This window comes from Bacillus sp. TH19 (assembly GCF_016651075.1).
GTDB classification, from domain to species: domain Bacteria; phylum Bacillota; class Bacilli; order Bacillales; family Bacillaceae_G; genus Bacillus_A; species Bacillus_A mycoides.
The window spans coordinates 239,503-257,767 of sequence record NZ_JAEKEO010000001.1 but is presented as its reverse complement, the minus strand read 5'-3'; the positions used below and the strand labels follow the sequence as shown (position 1 = coordinate 257,767).

The 18,265-nt window shown below is 33.5% G+C and carries 21 protein-coding genes and 4 pseudogenes; 17 read left to right on the top strand and 8 right to left on the bottom strand.

What is annotated here, in order from left to right; genetic code table 11:
• Position 1: 1 nt before the first annotated feature.
• The 3 genes from JFU54_RS01300 (at position 2) to JFU54_RS01290 (ending at position 3,825) form a co-directional block, all read left to right on the top strand.
• Positions 2–937, top strand: coding sequence for an apurinic/apyrimidinic endonuclease family protein (locus JFU54_RS01300; protein ID WP_201055276.1), 936 nt, complete (start codon positions 2–4; stop codon positions 935–937).
• A 131-nt stretch (positions 938–1,068) separates the two neighbouring features.
• Entirely contained in the window at positions 1,069–2,442 is a 1,374-nt protein-coding gene (locus tag JFU54_RS01295; RefSeq protein WP_201063495.1) for a M28 family peptidase, read from the top strand.
• Positions 2,443–2,550: 108 nt separating this feature from the next.
• Entirely contained in the window at positions 2,551–3,825 is a 1,275-nt protein-coding gene (locus tag JFU54_RS01290) for an MDR family MFS transporter (protein WP_002068800.1), read from the top strand.
• Positions 3,826–4,004: 179 nt separating this feature from the next.
• Here JFU54_RS01290 and JFU54_RS01285 read toward each other — a convergent pair whose 3' ends face one another.
• From JFU54_RS01285 to tnpA (JFU54_RS01275), 3 genes and pseudogenes are all read right to left on the bottom strand, one after another.
• Complete coding sequence (locus JFU54_RS01285; protein ID WP_002144287.1) at positions 4,005–4,472, bottom strand: RsfA family transcriptional regulator; 468 nt, start codon at positions 4,470–4,472, stop codon at positions 4,005–4,007.
• Positions 4,473–4,788: 316 nt separating this feature from the next.
• A pseudogene (locus JFU54_RS01280) lies at positions 4,789–5,900 on the bottom strand (RNA-guided endonuclease TnpB family protein).
• Between the two features lie 11 nt (positions 5,901–5,911).
• Positions 5,912–6,310, bottom strand: coding sequence for an IS200/IS605 family transposase (tnpA, locus tag JFU54_RS01275; RefSeq protein WP_113937393.1), 399 nt, complete (start codon positions 6,308–6,310; stop codon positions 5,912–5,914).
• 406 nt (positions 6,311–6,716) lie between these two features.
• On the opposite strand from tnpA (JFU54_RS01275), the gene JFU54_RS01270 reads away from it, so the two are divergent.
• The 4 genes from JFU54_RS01270 to JFU54_RS01255 all read left to right on the top strand — a co-directional run bounded on the left by JFU54_RS01270 (position 6,717) and on the right by JFU54_RS01255 (position 9,949).
• Entirely contained in the window at positions 6,717–8,357 is a 1,641-nt protein-coding gene (locus JFU54_RS01270) for a S8 family peptidase (protein ID WP_078205921.1), read from the top strand.
• Between the two features lie 327 nt (positions 8,358–8,684).
• Positions 8,685–9,092, top strand: a complete 408-nt coding sequence (mntA, locus tag JFU54_RS01265) for a type VII toxin-antitoxin system MntA family adenylyltransferase antitoxin (RefSeq protein WP_002204144.1) — start codon at positions 8,685–8,687, stop codon at positions 9,090–9,092.
• A complete protein-coding gene (hepT, locus tag JFU54_RS01260; protein WP_002204143.1) occupies positions 9,082–9,495 on the top strand; it encodes a type VII toxin-antitoxin system HepT family RNase toxin in 414 nt (137 codons plus the stop codon). The genes mntA and hepT overlap by 11 nt, the downstream gene beginning before the upstream one ends.
• 238 nt (positions 9,496–9,733) lie before the next feature.
• Positions 9,734–9,949 (top strand): alpha/beta-type small acid-soluble spore protein, encoded by a 216-nt coding sequence (locus JFU54_RS01255; protein WP_001167047.1) that lies wholly within the window; start codon positions 9,734–9,736, stop codon positions 9,947–9,949.
• Between the two features lie 344 nt (positions 9,950–10,293).
• On the opposite strand, the gene JFU54_RS01250 is transcribed toward JFU54_RS01255, so the two are convergent.
• A complete protein-coding gene (locus JFU54_RS01250; protein WP_002090455.1) occupies positions 10,294–10,647 on the bottom strand; it encodes a hypothetical protein in 354 nt (117 codons plus the stop codon).
• A gap of 720 nt (positions 10,648–11,367) precedes the next feature.
• Here JFU54_RS01250 and JFU54_RS01245 point away from each other — a divergent pair.
• The 3 genes and pseudogenes from JFU54_RS01245 to JFU54_RS01235 all read left to right on the top strand — a co-directional run bounded on the left by JFU54_RS01245 (position 11,368) and on the right by JFU54_RS01235 (position 13,201).
• Entirely contained in the window at positions 11,368–11,676 is a 309-nt protein-coding gene (locus JFU54_RS01245) for an ArsR/SmtB family transcription factor (protein WP_078205906.1), read from the top strand.
• Between the two features lie 287 nt (positions 11,677–11,963).
• Positions 11,964–12,243 (top strand): annotated as a pseudogene (locus JFU54_RS01240) (hypothetical protein).
• Between the two features lie 532 nt (positions 12,244–12,775).
• Positions 12,776–13,201 carry a DUF4879 domain-containing protein gene (locus JFU54_RS01235; RefSeq protein ID WP_002017095.1) on the top strand — a complete coding sequence of 142 codons (426 nt, stop codon included), beginning with the start codon at positions 12,776–12,778 and terminating at the stop codon, positions 13,199–13,201.
• A gap of 100 nt (positions 13,202–13,301) precedes the next feature.
• Here JFU54_RS01235 and JFU54_RS01230 read toward each other — a convergent pair whose 3' ends face one another.
• Entirely contained in the window at positions 13,302–13,415 is a 114-nt protein-coding gene (locus JFU54_RS01230) for a YjcZ family sporulation protein (RefSeq protein ID WP_113937363.1), read from the bottom strand.
• Between the two features lie 549 nt (positions 13,416–13,964).
• Positions 13,965–14,078, bottom strand: a complete 114-nt coding sequence (locus JFU54_RS01225) for a YjcZ family sporulation protein (protein ID WP_078205657.1) — start codon at positions 14,076–14,078, stop codon at positions 13,965–13,967.
• 221 nt (positions 14,079–14,299) lie between these two features.
• On the opposite strand from JFU54_RS01225, the gene JFU54_RS30030 reads away from it, so the two are divergent.
• Positions 14,300–14,434, top strand: a complete 135-nt coding sequence (locus JFU54_RS30030; RefSeq protein WP_002016520.1) for a hypothetical protein — start codon at positions 14,300–14,302, stop codon at positions 14,432–14,434.
• A gap of 217 nt (positions 14,435–14,651) precedes the next feature.
• On the opposite strand, the gene JFU54_RS01220 is transcribed toward JFU54_RS30030, so the two are convergent.
• Together JFU54_RS01220 and JFU54_RS01215 are read right to left on the bottom strand one after the other, a co-directional pair.
• Positions 14,652–15,116, bottom strand: a complete 465-nt coding sequence (locus tag JFU54_RS01220) for a stress protein (protein WP_201063491.1) — start codon at positions 15,114–15,116, stop codon at positions 14,652–14,654.
• 143 nt (positions 15,117–15,259) lie between these two features.
• Positions 15,260–15,823 carry an excalibur calcium-binding domain-containing protein gene (locus tag JFU54_RS01215; RefSeq protein ID WP_201063490.1) on the bottom strand — a complete coding sequence of 188 codons (564 nt, stop codon included), beginning with the start codon at positions 15,821–15,823 and terminating at the stop codon, positions 15,260–15,262.
• A gap of 276 nt (positions 15,824–16,099) precedes the next feature.
• Between JFU54_RS01215 and JFU54_RS30025 the strand changes: the two genes are divergently transcribed.
• The 6 genes and pseudogenes from JFU54_RS30025 to tnpA (JFU54_RS01190) form a co-directional block, all read left to right on the top strand.
• Positions 16,100–16,222 carry a hypothetical protein gene (locus JFU54_RS30025; protein WP_265324696.1) on the top strand — a complete coding sequence of 41 codons (123 nt, stop codon included), beginning with the start codon at positions 16,100–16,102 and terminating at the stop codon, positions 16,220–16,222.
• Positions 16,223–16,611: 389 nt separating this feature from the next.
• On the top strand, positions 16,612–16,770 hold the full coding sequence (locus tag JFU54_RS01210) for a hypothetical protein (protein WP_181777931.1): 159 nt from the start codon (positions 16,612–16,614) through the stop codon (positions 16,768–16,770).
• Positions 16,761–16,955 (top strand): hypothetical protein, encoded by a 195-nt coding sequence (locus JFU54_RS01205; protein ID WP_113937361.1) that lies wholly within the window; start codon positions 16,761–16,763, stop codon positions 16,953–16,955. Before JFU54_RS01210 ends, JFU54_RS01205 begins: the two co-directional genes overlap by 10 nt.
• Positions 16,952–17,165 (top strand): annotated as a pseudogene (locus JFU54_RS01200) (hypothetical protein). The gene JFU54_RS01205 and the pseudogene JFU54_RS01200 overlap by 4 nt, the downstream one beginning before the upstream one ends.
• A 308-nt stretch (positions 17,166–17,473) precedes the next feature.
• Entirely contained in the window at positions 17,474–17,842 is a 369-nt protein-coding gene (locus JFU54_RS01195) for a CopG family transcriptional regulator (RefSeq protein ID WP_201063489.1), read from the top strand.
• Positions 17,772–18,128 (top strand): annotated as a pseudogene (tnpA, locus tag JFU54_RS01190) (IS200/IS605 family transposase); the annotation flags it as partial. The gene JFU54_RS01195 and the pseudogene tnpA (JFU54_RS01190), both read left to right, overlap by 71 nt.
• Between the last annotated feature and the right edge of the window lie 137 nt (positions 18,129–18,265).

Sequence of the window (18,265 nt, the reverse complement as noted above, 5' to 3'; positions counted from 1 at the left end):
TATGTTAATACCACAGGTACCATTCTTTGGATTAGATAGCAAACAAATTGATTTAAAATGGGTTGAACAAGGTTATGGATTAGAAGCAAATATTTTTGATGGAGAATCTTTACATGATAAGTCATATACAACAAAGTTTTCAGATGTACTTTCTTTTGTTCAAACACTTAATCCATCTTTATTAACCTTGCATTTTCCAACTGATAATGCAGACTATTTAAATAGTGAATTTATAAAAAAACAGTTATATGAGTTTATTAATCTTGCTATAAAATATAACGCAGCAGGTATAACAGTTCATGCTAATCAATTTATGAACATAGCAGAATTTCAAAAGTATAATCTTATTGATAATAGAAAAAGAATTATAGAGTTCTTTAAAATGATAGATGAGGAAATAAAAGGAACCAATATATGGATAGGTGTTGAAAACTTACCCATCATTGGAAACTTAGGTGATGACTTTGATCCTATATTTGTATACCCAGAAGATTTTAATGACTTGGTAAATTTAGATTTATCTAATGTTGGAATAACGTGGGATATATGCCATTGGTCTATCACTTATCTTACACGTCTAGGTATTTCTAAATTATTAAGACAAGAGGAAATAGAGTATAAAGACTTTCATAAGTATATAAATTTAATGGATCATATCAAACATTTACATTTTAGTTCTTTTAAACATTTGACGATTCCTTATAGTGAGGTACGCTGCTTTGAGGGAGAAAGTCCGACTAATGGTTCTATTAATGAAAATTTATTACATGAAACTTTATTAAAAGTAAATAATCAAGTTTCAAGTAGAAATATAGGAATTGTATTCGAAGTACAGGAGACGGATTACACAAATAGAGTGAAATCATGGGAGACTCTTAATTGGTTCCAAAAGAATATTACTGGCATACAAGCAAACTCGAATTTTTTAAAGATATAAAAAGAGTTACTGCTTTAATATCATAACAAGTAATTTGAGTTAGAGATGATTTTAATGAACCTTTTCTTCTAAGTAAGTATGTTAGGAGGGAGGGTTTTACTATTAATGTTTCCTAATAAAAGGGAGGACAAATGAAAAAATTAACTATTATCAAAAAAAACATTGTAAGTTTTGGAATTCTATTTCTTTTCTTTTTTAGTAATCCATATGGAGAACCAGTAAAAGTAAATGCTATGGTTAATAATAATCTGTATTCTCCTGTGACAGAACAAGTTCGTGCTAATCGTGCCATTGAGCATATACGTTTTCTTTCTGAAAAAATTGGTCCACGGCCAAGTGGGACTATGCAAGAACATAGAGCAGCTAAATACATTGGAGATACATTGCAGAAATTAGGATATGAGGTTGAGTATCAAGCATTCCCTGTACCTGATCAATATATTGGAAGTATTTCTTTTAGTATGTATGGGGAAAAAGATTGGCAGGTTGGGGCAGCATCTAATGCATTTATATCTACAAATCCAGTGGTTGGCTCGGTAGTTTTTATAGGAAAAGAAACCAATATTAATAGTTTATCTGAGTCGATCCATGGGAAGATAGTATTATTAGAACAGGCCGATACTATTGAAAAATATAATGAACAGGTTGAGCATGTAGCAATAAAGGGAGCAAAGGGTGTTTTGTTATATAGTACGATTGGGGATAGAGGGAACTATGGAGAAGCTTTTAATCCAGTTTTAAAAAAGAAACAATCGATACCTGTATTTGGGCTTGCCTATAATCAGGGGATTAGAATGAAAGAAAGATTATTACATAATCACAATGTAGTCAGTTTAAAGGCAAAGCAAGAAGTAAATTTACGCTCATCAAATGTTATTGCGAAAAAAAAGCCTAAACATACGACAGGTGATGAGGAAGTAACAATAATGAGTGCTCATTATGATAGTGTTATTGGGGCACCTGGAGCAAACGATAATGCTTCTGGAGTGGGGCTTTTATTAGAGTTGGCTTACAATTTTAAGGATATAGAGACTAATAAAGAAATTCAATTTATTGCTTTTGGAGCGGAAGAAAATGAATCTTTAGGAGCTTATCATTATGTTAATCAGTTATCTGTTAAAGACAAAACTCGTATCCGAGGAGTGTTTAATGCAGATATGATTGCAACAAGTTATCATAAGGCTAAGGACTTATATGCAATGACGTTAGATGGCTCTCAAAATGAAGTGACAAATACTGCTGTAGCTACTAGTAAAGAATTGAGGAAATCGGTTGTGTTAACTGGAAAGTTTGATTCTAGTGATCATGTACCATTTAATCAAGCTGGAATTCCCTCTGCTTTATTTATATGGATGGATGTAGAGAGGTGGGATCCTCTTATTTATTATGTTGAAAGGGTTTTCCATACACCTCAAGATACCGTTTTAGAGAACATCTCGGCTCAACGTATGCAAGATGCACTGGAGATTATTGGTACGAGTTTATATTATTTTATCAAAAGATAAGTATTTTTATGAATTGGTAGCTTATTTTGCTAAATTTAGATTTTGGTAAAAGTGTTATAAAGCTCTTTACGTAATAAAAAATATACAGTGAGCATAGGTGAGATATATATGAGAAGTACATGGAAAGAGTTCAAGGGGATGGACCTTAATGTATGGATTCGCTTTATTGGAGAAGCTTTAAATGGTATTGCAATGATGATGTTAATGCCATTTTTCGCATTATATTTAAAGGATAAAGTAGATTCTTTGCTTGAGGTAGGTGTGATCATAGCTTTATCTCCAATTGCAGCAAGTATAGGCTCGTTAATTGGAGGACATATAGCAGATACTTATGGCCGGAAACCAACTATGGTACTCTCTATGGCTAGTAATGGGTTATTAATGCTGTTTTTTTTGTTCATAGATGGTTTTATAGCATATGCAATCTTATCTATCGGTTTAGGGTTATGTAACTCTTTTTTTGAACCAGCCGCATCTGCAATGGTTACGGATGTAACAGAACCAGAAAAAAGAACTGAGGCATATGGATTACTTAGAATGGCTCATAATATAGGAGCAGCGATAGGTCCTATAATTGGCGCAGCAGTTGTAGTTGTATCAAAAGATGTCATCTTTTTGATTACTTCTGGAACCATGCTGTTTTATACAATATTAATGGTACTGTTTTTAAAGGAAACAAAACCTAAAAATGTCATGATACATGAAGAAACACCTGAAAATTCAATAAGATCCACATTAAGAGTTGTTATAAGGGATAGGATCTTACTTTTCTATATAGTTACAGGAATCATTATATTTATGGGATTCTCGCAATCGGAAGGTATGTTACCGCTTCATTTTAGTAATGAGAAGACAATGATTTTTGGAAATAGTAATCCATTTCCATATTTAATGACGTTAAATGGCCTATTAGTTGTTTTTTTTCAATTTCCCATTTCAAAATGGTTAACTCACAAATCGATTGGGAAATCAATGCTATATGGCGCAATTCTTTTTGGTATTGGTCTTTTGGCAATAGGATGGTTACCAAAGTGGTTTCAAGTAATAAACACAAACGATTTAGTTATTTTAGTTTCATTATTAATAGCTTATACAGTTTATACTTTAGGAGAAATGATTATGTCACCTGTCCAAATGACTTTCGTTGCTAATTTAGCTCCAGAACATTTGAGGGGTACTTATATGGGAGCCGCTAATCTGCAGTGGATTACAGGTAATATATTAGGGCCTCTTTTAGGCGGTTTGTTACTGGAGCATCTTCTAGGGCATATATTATTTACAATCTTAGGTGTGGGATGTGTTATGTCTGGATTTGTTTACTTATTATTAGATAAACTTGTTGAGAATAGAAGTAAACAGATACCTATAAAACAAACATCTTAATTTTAAAAGTGTTATCAAGTTGAAAAAAATTTCTATTTTATGAATTAAGTAAAGCGCACGTTTATTAACAATAAACGTGCGCTTTGCTTATTATCATTTATAATGTATTGAAATTAATTCATACATAGTAACTTTGACAGGCTACGGTTTTAATACGATAAAAATTAATTTGATTCTTCTTAGTCGACTACAATCAGATTTCTTGTCTTATCAATATGATTAAGTAGCATATGATACTCTTCTTCATACATAGTTAAACGTTGTAGAAGGGTTTGATTCTCTGCTTCTAAATATTCAATTTGCTTTTGTAAATTTGTCAATTCATTCACTTCTTTATAATTTTGTAGAAAGATAATAATGTCATCTAATGTAATAGATAAAGAGCTTGTTTCTTTTGTTTGTTGGATGGGGGACTTGTTATTTCCAGTTTTTTGATTTTGTTTAGCCTGTTGTATTTCTTCTTCGTATTGTTTTCGTACGCATGAGTTCCAACGAAATCCGCAAGCAGCAGGTGTCCTAGCTAATTGCTTAGCTACCTCTTTAAATGCAGCTAATTGTGTTCCACCGTCACGAATATTTTGAAGTACTATTGTTGCGAGAAGTGAATCGTTATCGTTAGTCCAGGAATCTTGTCTTGAAATTACCATTTTTCAATCCCCCTTATATGCCTTTAATTACATATATGCAATTACTTAAAATGATAGAAGCCCAACTTCTCTTAAAATGTAAAGGTTTTATACTTAAATAAGAGATCGGTTTAATATGAGGAGAATAAGACTCAAATTAAAATAATTAGGAGTAAGTTGATAGAAGTATACACTCTGTGAACTACCCGCCACTTAACGTCCTAACGGACTGTTTGAAGTGGGGGCTTCTCGGTTAGTCGTTACTTTTGATAGCTAACGAATTCGTCCTAAGACAGCCGAGCTAACTCCCTTGTTCCAAAGGTTATTTTATTGCTATTTACGCTAACACTAATAGACGTATTGCTTCATTTTGATATTGATAGCTGCGTTATAATCTCTATCGAGATTTACACCGCATATACAAGAATATACTCGTTCAGACAATGACATATTTTTTACATTTCCACAACTGCTACATGTTTTTGTGGAAGGAAACCATTTGTCTATTTTCACAAGTTGTTTTCCTTGTTCGTTTAGTTTATAAGCTAAGAAAGAAATGAATATACCCCACCCATTATCAGCGACACTTTTTCCAAAATGAAGTGCTTGCGACATTCCTTTCATGTTTAGGTCTTCAATAGCTACAACATCAAAATGAGTAGCCAACTCTTTAGACTCATGATGAAGGAAATCCTTACGTTGGTTAGCTACTTTCTCATGTAACTTAGCTACACGAATACGTTGTTTATTCCAACGCCCAGACCCTTTATTGCGTCTTGCTAATACTCGTTGTGCCTTTGCTAATCGGTCTAACATGTTACGATAGAACTTAGGATAATTGGCTTTCTCACCCTCAGAACTAACATATAATCCATCCATCGCAAAGTCTAATCCAACAACTGTTTCTACTTCTTTTTGTACAATCTCTTTTTCGTATTCAGTCAAGATGGACACATAGTATTTACCAGTAGGTGTCATAGAAATCGTACATGACTTGATCATATAATCTTGTGGTATCTCTCTATGCTGTTTGATACGTACCATTTTCAGTTTTGGCAATTTGATATGACTATTAAGCAACATAATATTTCCGTTTACTACATTCGTTGTATAAGACTTTCTGTCTTTTTTACTTTTGAATGTTGGGAAGTCATTTTGACCACTAAAGAAATTCTTATAGGCAGTTTGCAAGTGTAGTTGAGCATTTGCCAGAGCTAATGAGTCAACTTCTTTTAACCACTCAAATTCTGCTTTATATTTCGCGGGAGTTGGAGGCTTTTGTTTCCTTAGTTGTTCCTTATCATCTTTGTATTTTTCGTACGCTTCTTTCCGTTCTGCTAACATTCTATTATACACGAAACGTACACAACCGAAGGTTTTACGCATAAGATATGCTTGTTCTTCTGTTGGATACAAACGGAATTTATATGCTTTATTATGCTTTGTCATATCATTTCACCTCACTTTTCATCTTGATTTTCAATATATTTCTTTACTACATCTATTGGCGAACCACCAGTAGTTAGTAAGCAAAAACTTCTTGACCAAAACATCTCTTTCCAAAGTTTCGTTTTCACTTGTGGAAAGTCTCTCTTGATTAGTCGAGAACTTGCACTCTTATAAGCATTGATGAATTTTGTCATTTCTGTATTCGGATGTGCCTTGAACAAAATATGAACATGGTCTACATCATGATTCCACTCTACCAGTGTTATGTTGTAATTCTCGGATAACCTGATAAACATGTCTTTTGCATAATCTGACATATCATCATCAAACACATTTCTTCTGTATTTTACGACCAACACAAGATGATAATACAATAAGAACACTGAATGATTATTGCTGTCTAATTTCATTAATATACCAACCTTTTCGCTTTATAAGACTGATTATATCAGAGGCAAAATAAAAAGCAAAGCCTTTTGGCTACGCCAAACCGAAATTCATCTCCCACCTACCGCTGGGCTACGCCCTTCATGCGCTTGAGGAAGGAGAATTCTTTCGAGGAATTCGTTAAAATGCGAAATTGCATAAAAAATAAGGTTGACTATTTATCAAGGTTGTAACTATACTGGTTACAGCTATGCGACTAAAGTAATAGATTTGATGGCATGAACTAGTTGTATTAATGATATATAAGTGAATATAAAAAAATGAATGGAGTTGAAAATATAACCCTAAATATAAGACGCTTGTATAAAAAAGAAGTTAGGTAATCTATAGTTTTTTATAATCATATATAAATTAAAAGAGGTGCACGATTTGAAAATTTTTAAGGGAATTCTAGTTTCTTCAATTGCATTAACAGCATTTAATGGGGTGGGCGGACTACTCCCAAGTGAAAAATCAGAAGTTGCCTACGCAGCTAGTTACGATTATTCAAATAAGCAATTGAATTCTATTGTACATAAGCAAGTTACTAAACAATTAATTTTGAAATTTAAAAATGAAGCAAATTTGCCATATCAGGATGGGATAGAAAAATTCATTAAAGAAGAAAAACAAGACCCTGAATTAAATGGAATTTTAGCCAAATATCAAAATGTAACTATAAATCGACTTTTTAGTTCTTTAAATCCTAAAGAAATTAAAAATCTAGGTAAAGAAATAAAAGACTCTGATCATATTTCTTCTAATTTGCTAAACTATTATATTGTAGAAACCCAAGGTGATATTGATGTACAAGCATTGCTTGTACAATTTGAGAAATCATCTCTTGTTGAAACGGCATATTTACAGGAAGAAGAAGCTCCACCTGAAGAGCGTTTATCCAATTTATCAGTTAATCCATATGATGAACCTAGACTTACAAGGCAAGGTTACCTTGAACCAGCACCATTAGGAATCAATGCACCTTATGCCTGGAGTATAAAAGGTGGAGATGGAAAAGGAACAACTTTTGTAGATATGGAGTATGGCTGGTTATTTAGTCATGAAGATTTAGTGAATCAGAAGATCGAATTGATGTCCGGACAGAACAAGAGTGAACACCATGATCATGGTACCTCAGTCTTAGGAATTGTTTCTGCAGAAGATAATAAAATAGGTGGAATTGGGATTGCACCAAAAGCTAAGGTAAAGGTTGTATCTCAGATTAGAGACAACGGTATGTATAATACAGCTGATGCTATATTAAGTGCGGTTAACAATATGCAAGCTGGAGATATTCTTTTATTAGAAGCTCAAGCAACTTATGAAGGATATGGAGATAAGAATTATCTTCCTGTAGAAGTAAAACCGGATATATTTGATGCAATTCGTATGGGAGCAAATAAGGGAATTATTATTATTGAAGCAGGTGCAAACGGCGGAAATGACTTGGATCAATTTAGAGACCGTAATGGTAAACAAGTTTTAAATCGTAATAGTCCTGATTTCAAAGATTCAGGGGCGATTATGGTTGGAGCAGCTTCTGCAAGGGTCCCTCATAAACGTTCATATTTCTCTAATTATGGTAGTAGGGTAGATGTATATGGATGGGGGAATGCAGTGGATACAACAGATGCTAAACCACGTGAATTTATGATAAATCTATATACTTCTAGCTTTAGTGGAACATCTAGTGCATCACCTATCATTGCTGGTGCTGCTGCATCAATTCAAGGAATTACAAAAACTAATCTGGGAAAAGTATATACACCAAGCCAGCTTAGAGATATTTTAAGTGATCCTAGTACAGGAACGAAATCCAATGATCCAGCCTCTGATAAAATTGGTGTTTTACCTGATTTAAAAGCCATTGTATCTAAACTTGGCTTTTCACCAAACTTAAGCAATGATTCTTCCATTGTATTCCCAGAGGAACAAGAAATAAATAAAGGGAATGAAGGAACTACTATTACATTCCCGAAAGAGGATTCCGCTAATAGTGAAGGGAACTCTAACTTCATTTTCCCAGAATAATTGTAGAAATACCTTTTATTTAGTATGAAAGAATCTTATATAAGTAGTTGTTTATAATACTAGTGAGACAGGCTCTTATGTGTAATAGCATAAGAGCCTATCTGTTGTACTTTTAACTATATGAGGAAGGTACTTCTGGGGATATTTTAATTGCTTTAACAAATAAAGCGTTAAATTGAATTTATTTACAAAATATACAAGCCGTTTAAGAAGATTTAAGAAGGAGGGCAATTTAATATTCTTAATGTATTATACTGCGTAGCTGAAAAGGTTATATAATGGTTATGATATAATAAAATTCAAGTACAATAAGGAGGGGGAAATTAAATGATTTTTCAAAGCATGATTACAGCTATTATAGAAAAATTACAAGAGACTGTGAATCCCTATTGGATAATTGTATTTGGATCCATAGCAGAGGACAGAGAACGAGATGATAGTGACATTGATATAGCTTATTTAAGTGACATAAAATTAGGGAATTATGAACGTTTTTTATTAGCACAGGAGTTAGCGGATATTGTTCATAGAGATGTTGATTTAGTTGATTTATCAGAAGCTTCTACAGTTTTCCAAGCTCAAATTATACATACAGGAAAGACAATATTTTGTTCGGATGAAGAGCGAAAAACAATTTTTGAAATAAAAACTTTAAAAATGTATTCAAAATTGAATGAGGAACGCAAAATCGTATTTGAGGATATAAAGAAAAGAGGTTCTATATATGAAGAATGAAGTTATTTTGAATAAAATTTCTACAATAGAGCGTTGTATAAAAAGAATTCAAGAGGTATATGGAAATAACCCTGATAATTTAGAGGATTATACAAAGCAAGATTCTATAATATTAAATATTCAAAGAGCATGCGAAGCAAGTATTGATTTAGCAATGCATATTGTTGCAGGAAAGAAGTTGGGACTACCTCAATCTAGTAGAGAGGCATTTGATTTGTTGGTTGATGCAGATCTACTTAGTACCGAACTGGCAAGTAAGTTAAAAGCAATGGTTGGGTTTCGAAATATTGCTGTTCATGATTATCAAAGTGTAAACTTAGATATTGTTCGCCAAATTATTGAAAAACATCTAAAGGACTTTAAACTATTTACGAAAGAAGTTATGGGAATTCTAGAACTATAAAAGTACAAATCTTAGAACTATGATTAAAGTGGAGAACACTGTAGTAACTGTATATCATGAGGAGGAAAGTACTTCAGTGGGTTCTTTACTTGCTTTAACAAGTAAAAATAAATTAAGCGTTACATGGACATATTGAAAAAAGGCATCTTAAGGTGTCTTTTTTTGTTTTGGAAATTATTCGTATATTTTATTATAAACGGAACATAATATTACTAAAATCAGTGGAGGTGTGTATGAAATGCAAATTCGCGAAAATAATAATTCGAACGAAATCTTGATAGCAGCTGCAGCAAGTGCTATTGAGCAAATGAAATATGAAATTGCTCAGGAGTTTGGTGTTACACTTGGACCGGATTCAACAGCAAGAGCAAATGGTTCAGTAGGTGGGGAAATTACAAAACGCTTAGTGCGTATGGCGCAAGAACAGTTATCAGGACAATATAAAATTCACTAAGAGAAAATATGTGTTTGAGCCAAAAGATAGGGAAGGAGTGTGAAAGTATTATTCACACTCCTGTTTTATCGTGTATAGGTAAAGTGTTTAAATCAACTAAATGGCTAACGTTGCTCAGTTGATGGCAGTTAACTTTTTAGATGTATTCCCACAGTAGAGCAGTTAATTCATTTAATGTTTTATATGGAGATAAATTAGCATTCATATGCTAATTTTCATGGAAAATAGAAAAACCACCCTTATAAAAGTGGTTTCTAATAATTATTTTGGATTATACATTTACAATTAGGCGATAAGATAATTGGGCAAAGTTAAATTAATAAGAGATACTTTATACATTTCTATTATTTTGGTTCTGGATAATGATTGTAGTACGAGATTCTAATAAATTCTTGGTAGACATTTGTTAATTTAGCATCTCTAAGAGCATCGTTGAATCTTTGCATACGTACACTACCTTGAGCGTATCCTCCACCAGGAGTATAAGGATTTCTAGCTTCAAAGTCATCCATAAATACTTTTAATTTTTTATAGTCTTGAGATTGATAGAAAGCAGCGGCTTCTTCAGGTGTAACATCAAAGTAAGAAGATGATGCTGAGTTATAAGTAGCTGCTTGAGCAGTAGGTGTCTCTAGCATAGTTGCAGCCCCACCAAACATAGTAAGCGCCATAGAAGACACAATGATTTTTTTAAACATAATAAAACCTCCATATAGAATATTTGGATTAAAAATCATCCTGTAATCATTATAGTTACAACGGAAATGATTATCAAATGCAATGGTGCATAATTTATGATGTGAACGAGAAGTCCCTCCATCTCTATATGAAGGAATGTAATAGGAAATTAATAGATTGAAAGAGGGATATATACTATTGGTGTTAACAAGGAAATAAAAAGGCTTTTTTTAGTTGGAGGAATTTAAAAGGCCCCGTCATTACAGACAGGGCCTTTCAAAAGGGCATGACATTTAACAACTGAAGGTACCATTATACTACCATTAATGGGATTGAAATTCCATTTGTTTGGTGTTGAGAAATAAAAAATATATGTTGTAGGAGGAGAGATGAAGAGATGTTTCTTATAGATTTTGAAATACGAGAAAGCAAATGCCGAATTTAAATCTGTCTTTAAACAAAGGGATAGAAGTATTACTTTTGCTTAGCAAAGCGTGTTAAGCCTCATTCAAAGTCAAGTAATTGACTACAAAATAATTCTCTCAACACAAAATATAGTCTGGTTAAAAAATTAGGGGGATCAAATCATTGAAGCAGTAAAAAAACTGTTTTCAGGATAGGTAACCTTTTTGTTTTAAAAAGAGAATATATTTTCTCAACAGGACAAATGGTAATCATCTATAAGTACTAATTATAAGGATAATAGGAAAATAGAAATTAATAATAAAGGAGAATGCGAAATGAAAACAGTAGTATCTGATAGAAATCTAGCTGAAATCCGCGAAGAAGATGTAGAAGTCTTAAAGGTAATGGCACATCCGGTTCGGTTACAAATTGTAAATGAATTAATGCACCATAAAAAGTGTAATGTTACGCAGTTAACGGAAATATTAAGACTCCCACAATCTACTGTTTCACAGCATCTATCAAAATTAAGGAGAACCGTACTCCGTGCAGAAAGAAGAGGGTTAGAGATGCATTATTATATAGATAATGCTAAGGCTCGTCAGATTGTAGGAATTTTAGGTTTGTGGGGAAGTGATAAGTAGCGGCTACATTACATTTTAAAATGAAACACATTTGACACTCCCACCCCTAAAGGGGCCAGCTGACTAACGTCAGTGGGATTCTTGCTACCAAAGGCGAAGTCCATTTCTGGTATCGCTGACGTGCAAGATTGCGGTGTGCCATCACCACTCCCACAACAGACCATATAGGTTCGTGGGCTACGGTACTGTGACCATACCGTACAGATTGTTGGTTCTCAAATTACAAAAACAATTAAATTGATACATTTAAGGTGCAAGTTATAAAAAATATTAAAGGGGGAATTTTTATGTTTAAGAAATTAGTAGTAGGGGCTTTAGCAACTGGGTTTATGCTGTCTGGTGCTACAGGAACATCCGCAGCTGTAGACACTGATAATAATTTGAATAACAGTAATAATTCAATTGCCGCAACATGTGATTATAAGGCTTTTCCTTATAATAGTAAAGATGATATGCCTATGGTAGTGATTAATGGTAGTGATTAAAGGGGGAATAAAGCATTATTTAAAAGGAACTGTTATAAACGGTGGACAGTTATACGGGTTATATGAACCTGAATATTGTTAAAGAAAGGACACTCATTTGAGTGGCCTTTCTCCGACTTAAAAAATATAACAATCATCGAGTAAGCTTATTATAGCATCAATAAATAGGATTTTTATATGTAATATTGCATATATATAGATTTATTGAAGCTTTATCTATATAGTTTAATTGTCTGTTATTTGTTTTAATTCATTTACTTATATTATTTTTTGAGCGCTCCAGCAATGGAGCCTTTTTTTATGCAATAAAACATTTTCTTTACATTATTTAGTCGATGTATATTAGCTTTTCCTTCTTAAAAGTTACCTATATTTTACCAAAACATTGTATAGACGACCAGTCTTTTTATGAGAATTTAGTGAGTTAATAGTATTAAATTTGAAAATAGTTTTTATATCAAAAGTAGTAGATGGATTATTCTGTATGTCAATCGATATGCTAAATTGCATATCGAAAAAAGTAGAATTTGTTAACGTTTTCAAAATAAGGGATATTTTTATAAATTTCTGCTAATATCAAACTTGTACTTATTATAAAACAAGGGGATGTTTATATGTTTAAAAAAGTTACATTAGGGATATCATCATTAGCGGTGGCGGCGGTAGTTGGGTTAGGAATGGCATCGGAGGCATCAGCAGGACCAGCAGCACCTCTAACTTCTTTAAGTGTAGTAAAAGTAGAATCACAATTGGGTGGAGTTGAATACATTAATCCTAATAGTTTTAGTACAACTAAAGATCATGGGGGAAGTTACTTATATGTTTACACAAAAGAAATAGGATATGGCCAGTTTCCTTTTGCCAAAATGAATGGATTTGATGTGAAAAGTATTGGTTCACAAATAATTGGTGGTAATCCTATTGTAGGTTGGGAATATAAATGGGACGCATCAAATCATCAAGAAGGGACTTTTGAATATCAAAAGACTTCAATAAATTATCCAAGAGATACGTGGCGCACTTCATTATATATTAAATAATTAGTTTTATATATTCGTAGCATGAAAATTCCTGCACCTTGTGTGGAGATTTTCATAAAGAAAAGGCACCCTTATGTAGGTGCCTTTTCCAATAGTTTGTTTAGCAGAAGCAGCTAGCTCCAACTATGATTAATAAAATAAATAGTACAACTAATAAAGCAAAGCCTCCAGCAAAGCCACCGCCACAACTACCGCAACTACCACCAAATCCCATTTTAATCTCTCCTTTGAGTAGGAGGGGAAAATTAAGGTCATTCATGTATTTTAACGGGTTCACTTTACCCTATGTTTTTACGGATTAATTGAGCAGGTCCTTTTGAAAATAAAAAAAGACACCCTAAGGTGCCTTCCTCCGACTTGAACCACTTTACTTTTAATAATATGTATTGGACATTAAGTAAACACATCCTATAAAACAGAATCATTTATTTTTACCAGATTGTTAGTGTACAAATACAAGAGAATCGAGATCGTTTGTTTGGCTAGATTAAAGCAACGCCACATCTATATGGTTGAGATGTGTTACGCCTTCTAATCGGAGAATCTGCTTTATAGAACGTGTCCACAATTTATATTTTACTACATGTAATATTTATTTAGTGTAATTTTTTACAAATATGTATAATTGCATAAAGTTTACGAAAAAATGAGAGTATAATTTGGTATTGTGTAATAAAGATAAAGTCCACCTACGGAAATAGGTGGGCTTTTTAATGCATAAAGAAAAGACACCCATATAAGAGTGTCTTTTCCGATAGTTTGTTTAGCAGAAGCAGCTAGCTCCAACTATTATTAATAGAATAAATAATACAACTAGTAAAGCAAATCCTCCAGCGAAGCCGCCACCACCACCACCACAACTTCCACCAAAGCCCATAATAGTTCCTCCTTTAGATAAGAGGATAAAACAAGAGGTAACTCATGTATTTTAACGGATTCAATTTACTTTATGTTTTTATGCATTAATGGAGCAAGTTCTTTTGAAAAAAGAGAAAGCCAATCTAAGGCACTTCTCCTGAATATTAATAAATCGCATATATTAATAAAAACAGACTATTTAATATAATGTATTAATCCTAACAGAAGGGAGGAATAACCATGCAATTAGTTTGTTTCCAAGTAGTAAGTGGACAATACTTCTTAGTTGTAGAAGGTATCCAGATTCCTGTACCAATTCCAGCGTTTGCTGCAGCTCTATTAATTGGTTTAGGAGTAATCCCACTTTGTTCTTAATTTAAGGAATTGTAAGCAGTTTTACCTTTCAATCGATAAGCCCCTAAGTATATAAATGCTTGGGGGTTTTCTTATAAAAAAAAGACACCCTAAGGTGCCTTCCTGCGATTTGAACCAACGTAATATGGTATTGGATGCCAATCCAATTATTATTTTACCACGTTAGATAATTTCGAGTATTGAGAAATAGTAAAAGCACTCTTTCGAGTGCCGCTATTTACTTCACTACTTTATCCATAACTTCTTTATACTTATTAAACTCTTCATCTTTCATATCGCCATTCATCTGTAAAAGGAAATTCCCCTTAGCATATGTATGTGAGAAAAGCATTGGAGCTGAGTTTCCTAGCTCATCATAGTACTTCTTAGCTTTTTCTAAGTCTTCTTTCTTACTAAATTCAAACACACGGCCACCTTTATCCTCACCTAATTTAGGAATTAGGATTCGTTTACCATCTTTACGCATGTTACCGAACTCTTTTTGTGGTAGATCCGTAGCATTTTCAGCTTCTATACCAGCTTTCTTGAACTCGCTAATAAGTGAAGTTGTAGTAACCGGTTCAGGCTTTTTAGCTTCTTGTTTAGGTTTAGATTCAGTTGCAGTCTTCTCATTTGAACCACAAGCGGATAATCCCATAAGTAAGGCGCTACATGCTAATGCTGCAAGTAATTTGCGTTTCATTGTGTTACCCCCAGTATGTATTAGTTATATAAGCTGAAATGTAAGATTTCTTATCTCATGGTAGCAAACAAGTTATTTGTATTTTGTTATATTTTGTCGAATGAGAATAAAAAAAGCACTCACAAGAGTGCTTAACCATAAATCTAATGTTTTTTACTAGATTTTTTATGTCCTTTATTTCGTTCACAAGCCACGCCATCGCCATCGCGATCTAAATGTGAAGCATAAGCTGGGCTATCTGGAGTTATATCATAGTAACCGGCATTATTTGCATCTGTACAGTTTGCAAAGTGCACTTTCTCTTGTTTAGGTGCAGCTTGTTGCTGAGGTGCTGTATTAGCAGTAGTTTTTTGTTGCTCCTGTTCTTTTGCCCGAGCTGCTTCTTGTTGTTTCTTTTGTTCTTCCTGTTGTCTTTGAGCCTCTTCTTGTTTTCGTTGTTCTTCTAATTTCTTTTGCTCTTCAGCCTTTTTCTGTTCTTCTAATCGTTTCTGCTCTTCAACTTCTTTTTGTTCTTCGGCTTTTTTCTGTTCTTCTATTTTCTTTTGTTCGTCTTCCTGTTTTTGCTCATCTAGTTTCTTTTGTTCATCTTCTTTTTTAGTTTCTTGTTTTGGTTCTTCTGATGTACTTGCTTTATCACTTGAACCACAAGCAGCCAATCCCATAAGTAACACGCTGCATGCTAAAGCCATTAATAATTTCTTGCTCATAATTTAATTCCTCCAAGATATATAAAATGTAATATTTCTGGACAATCTTATCAAAATAATTATCCGTATATTGTCATATTTTGTCGATTAGAAATAAAAAAAGAGAGCCGTAGCCCTCATTGGTTAATTTGGTACAATCTTCACATAATTTTATCCCTAGAAAATGGAAGGAAGTACATTCTCGTATTTTATGATACTGGTACTAGTTATCGGAATTGCAGGATTCATTTACCTGATGGATCGGATAGACAAACGGATTATGAAGGATGAAAAGTGATGGATAAACAGCAGAGTGACAAAGAAGAAATAGCAAACATAATCAAAATGATACGAGATTTAAGAGCTAGAGGGGTACATAACAGCGCAGATAAGGTAGAGGATATTACTTTAGCTAAATAAAAAAGCCTCGCAGGGGGCAAGGCTTTAAACAGGGTAAAAGAATTGTCGAGTAAATAAGAATTACTTCTTGAGAATGGCTTAATTTTAACACGATAACTCGTATGCATGTGTTACGGAATTATGAACTATTCTGATGTGCGAAGCATCATAAAGGGTGAGAAAAATGCATCCGCTAACTAAAATTAGCATAGTAAAAGGCCTGTGCAGATGCACAGGCTGGTTGATACACATATCGGTAATTAAATGTTAACAGATTTATTGAATAATCGTTATTGAGAAAATAAAAACAGTCGATTACCCCTAATTAGCTATTTCATGAAACGACACAATATTTTGTCCCTCTATTATAACATGGTCGTTTCTTCTAATTAAACAAGGAGTGAAAGCCTATGTTAGATAAAAATCAATCAAAAGTCTTCCTTCCTTCATGGGTATGGAAGGAAGGACGAAATGAAAAAGAAGCAAAAGAAAAAGCGATTGAGTACATTACTCCCAATCGCTATCCAGGATACAAAATCATTGAAATAAGAGGCGATATATCGCTTTAGAAGGATTGGACCTAGTGTTTGATGAAAGCGAAGTGATTCAATTACGAGAAGTGTGGGATGAGGATAAAGATATTCTTGAAATAGCAAAAGGGCTAGGAAGGAATCAACTAGAAATCGCCACATTAATCATGGATCAGGCAGATAAGAACAAAATTAAATCTCGTCCAATGGGGTTAGGGGCATGAAACAACTACCACGGGAGGGATATAGTCGAAATTTTTGATTATACTGCAACAAGTACAGCGGACAAATTTTTGAAACGTAATAGCGTTATGACGTACTCATTAGAGTTTTATGACAAAGACGAAAAGTGGAAGCGTCGTTGGCTTGAGGCGAAGTCCGAGAGAGAAGCTATAGAAATCATAGGATTACCAACGGATTACCATAATAGGTAATATATTTCTAAATGCTAGGTGTTGAGAAATCTTTTTATAAATCCTTCATTCGGCTCAACAAAGCAATCAGCTTAATTAGCTAACTGCTTGTTGTACAAAAGAAAATTAGGCCCTGCAAGTTAGGATGTGTAACGTTAAGTTACAGTTATAGTGTTAGCAGGACCGGAAATGTTATACGGGGATTAATGTAATGAAAATTTCATTTTGTCGAACTCTATTTGAATAAAGTAACTAAAATTAATTGATTGTATCCAATGCAAGGGATATTTTTGAATAAAGTAACTTTAATCAAAGGGGAGATATATATAATGACTGGACAAAACAATCGTGGTGGGAAAAGAGAAGGAGCAGGACGTAAAGCGATCGGTGTAACAAGAAAAGTATCGTTAACTTTACCAACTGAGTTATGGAGTGAGATTGAGTTTCTGTGTGAATACGCTGGGGGGAGTCAATCTAAAGTAATTCGAAAAATGTTAGAGACGCAGATACCGAAAACTCAAATGGTACGGGATATAAAAGAACTTCAGAATGCCAACATTGGTGCAAATATTACAAGTGATGAGGATGCCGTAGATTTTTGCGTGAAACTGGTTCACGAGATCTTTATACAGAAGAAAGATTTTTCTAAACACAAAAGTAGAAGAACGTTTCAAAATGTTGGTTCAAAAAATATGTAACGGACTGGATATTGTTATTATCGCAATGGAATGTGATACAGACCACGTTCACTTGTTTTTAAATACAATGCCAACACTTAGTCCCGCCGATACAATGGCGAAAATTAAAGGGGTGACATCAAAGCGTTTGAGGGAAGAATTTCCTCACCTTATGCACTTGCCAAGTTTATGGACACGTTCCTATTTTGTTTCTACCGCTGGGCTATCGCCCTTCACACGCTTGAGGAAGGAGAATTCTTTCAGTAAATTCGTTAAAATGGATTCTTTTTTTTGCTACAAAATATAGACTAGCGTAGTGTTTTTGATCAAACTTCATTTTAAAGCTACAGAAAGGGAGATTTTTAAAGAAAAAGGCGTATTGGAAGAAAGTTCAAAAACTGTGCACAATTTCAGTATAAGTTTAATGAATTATTATGTGATAAT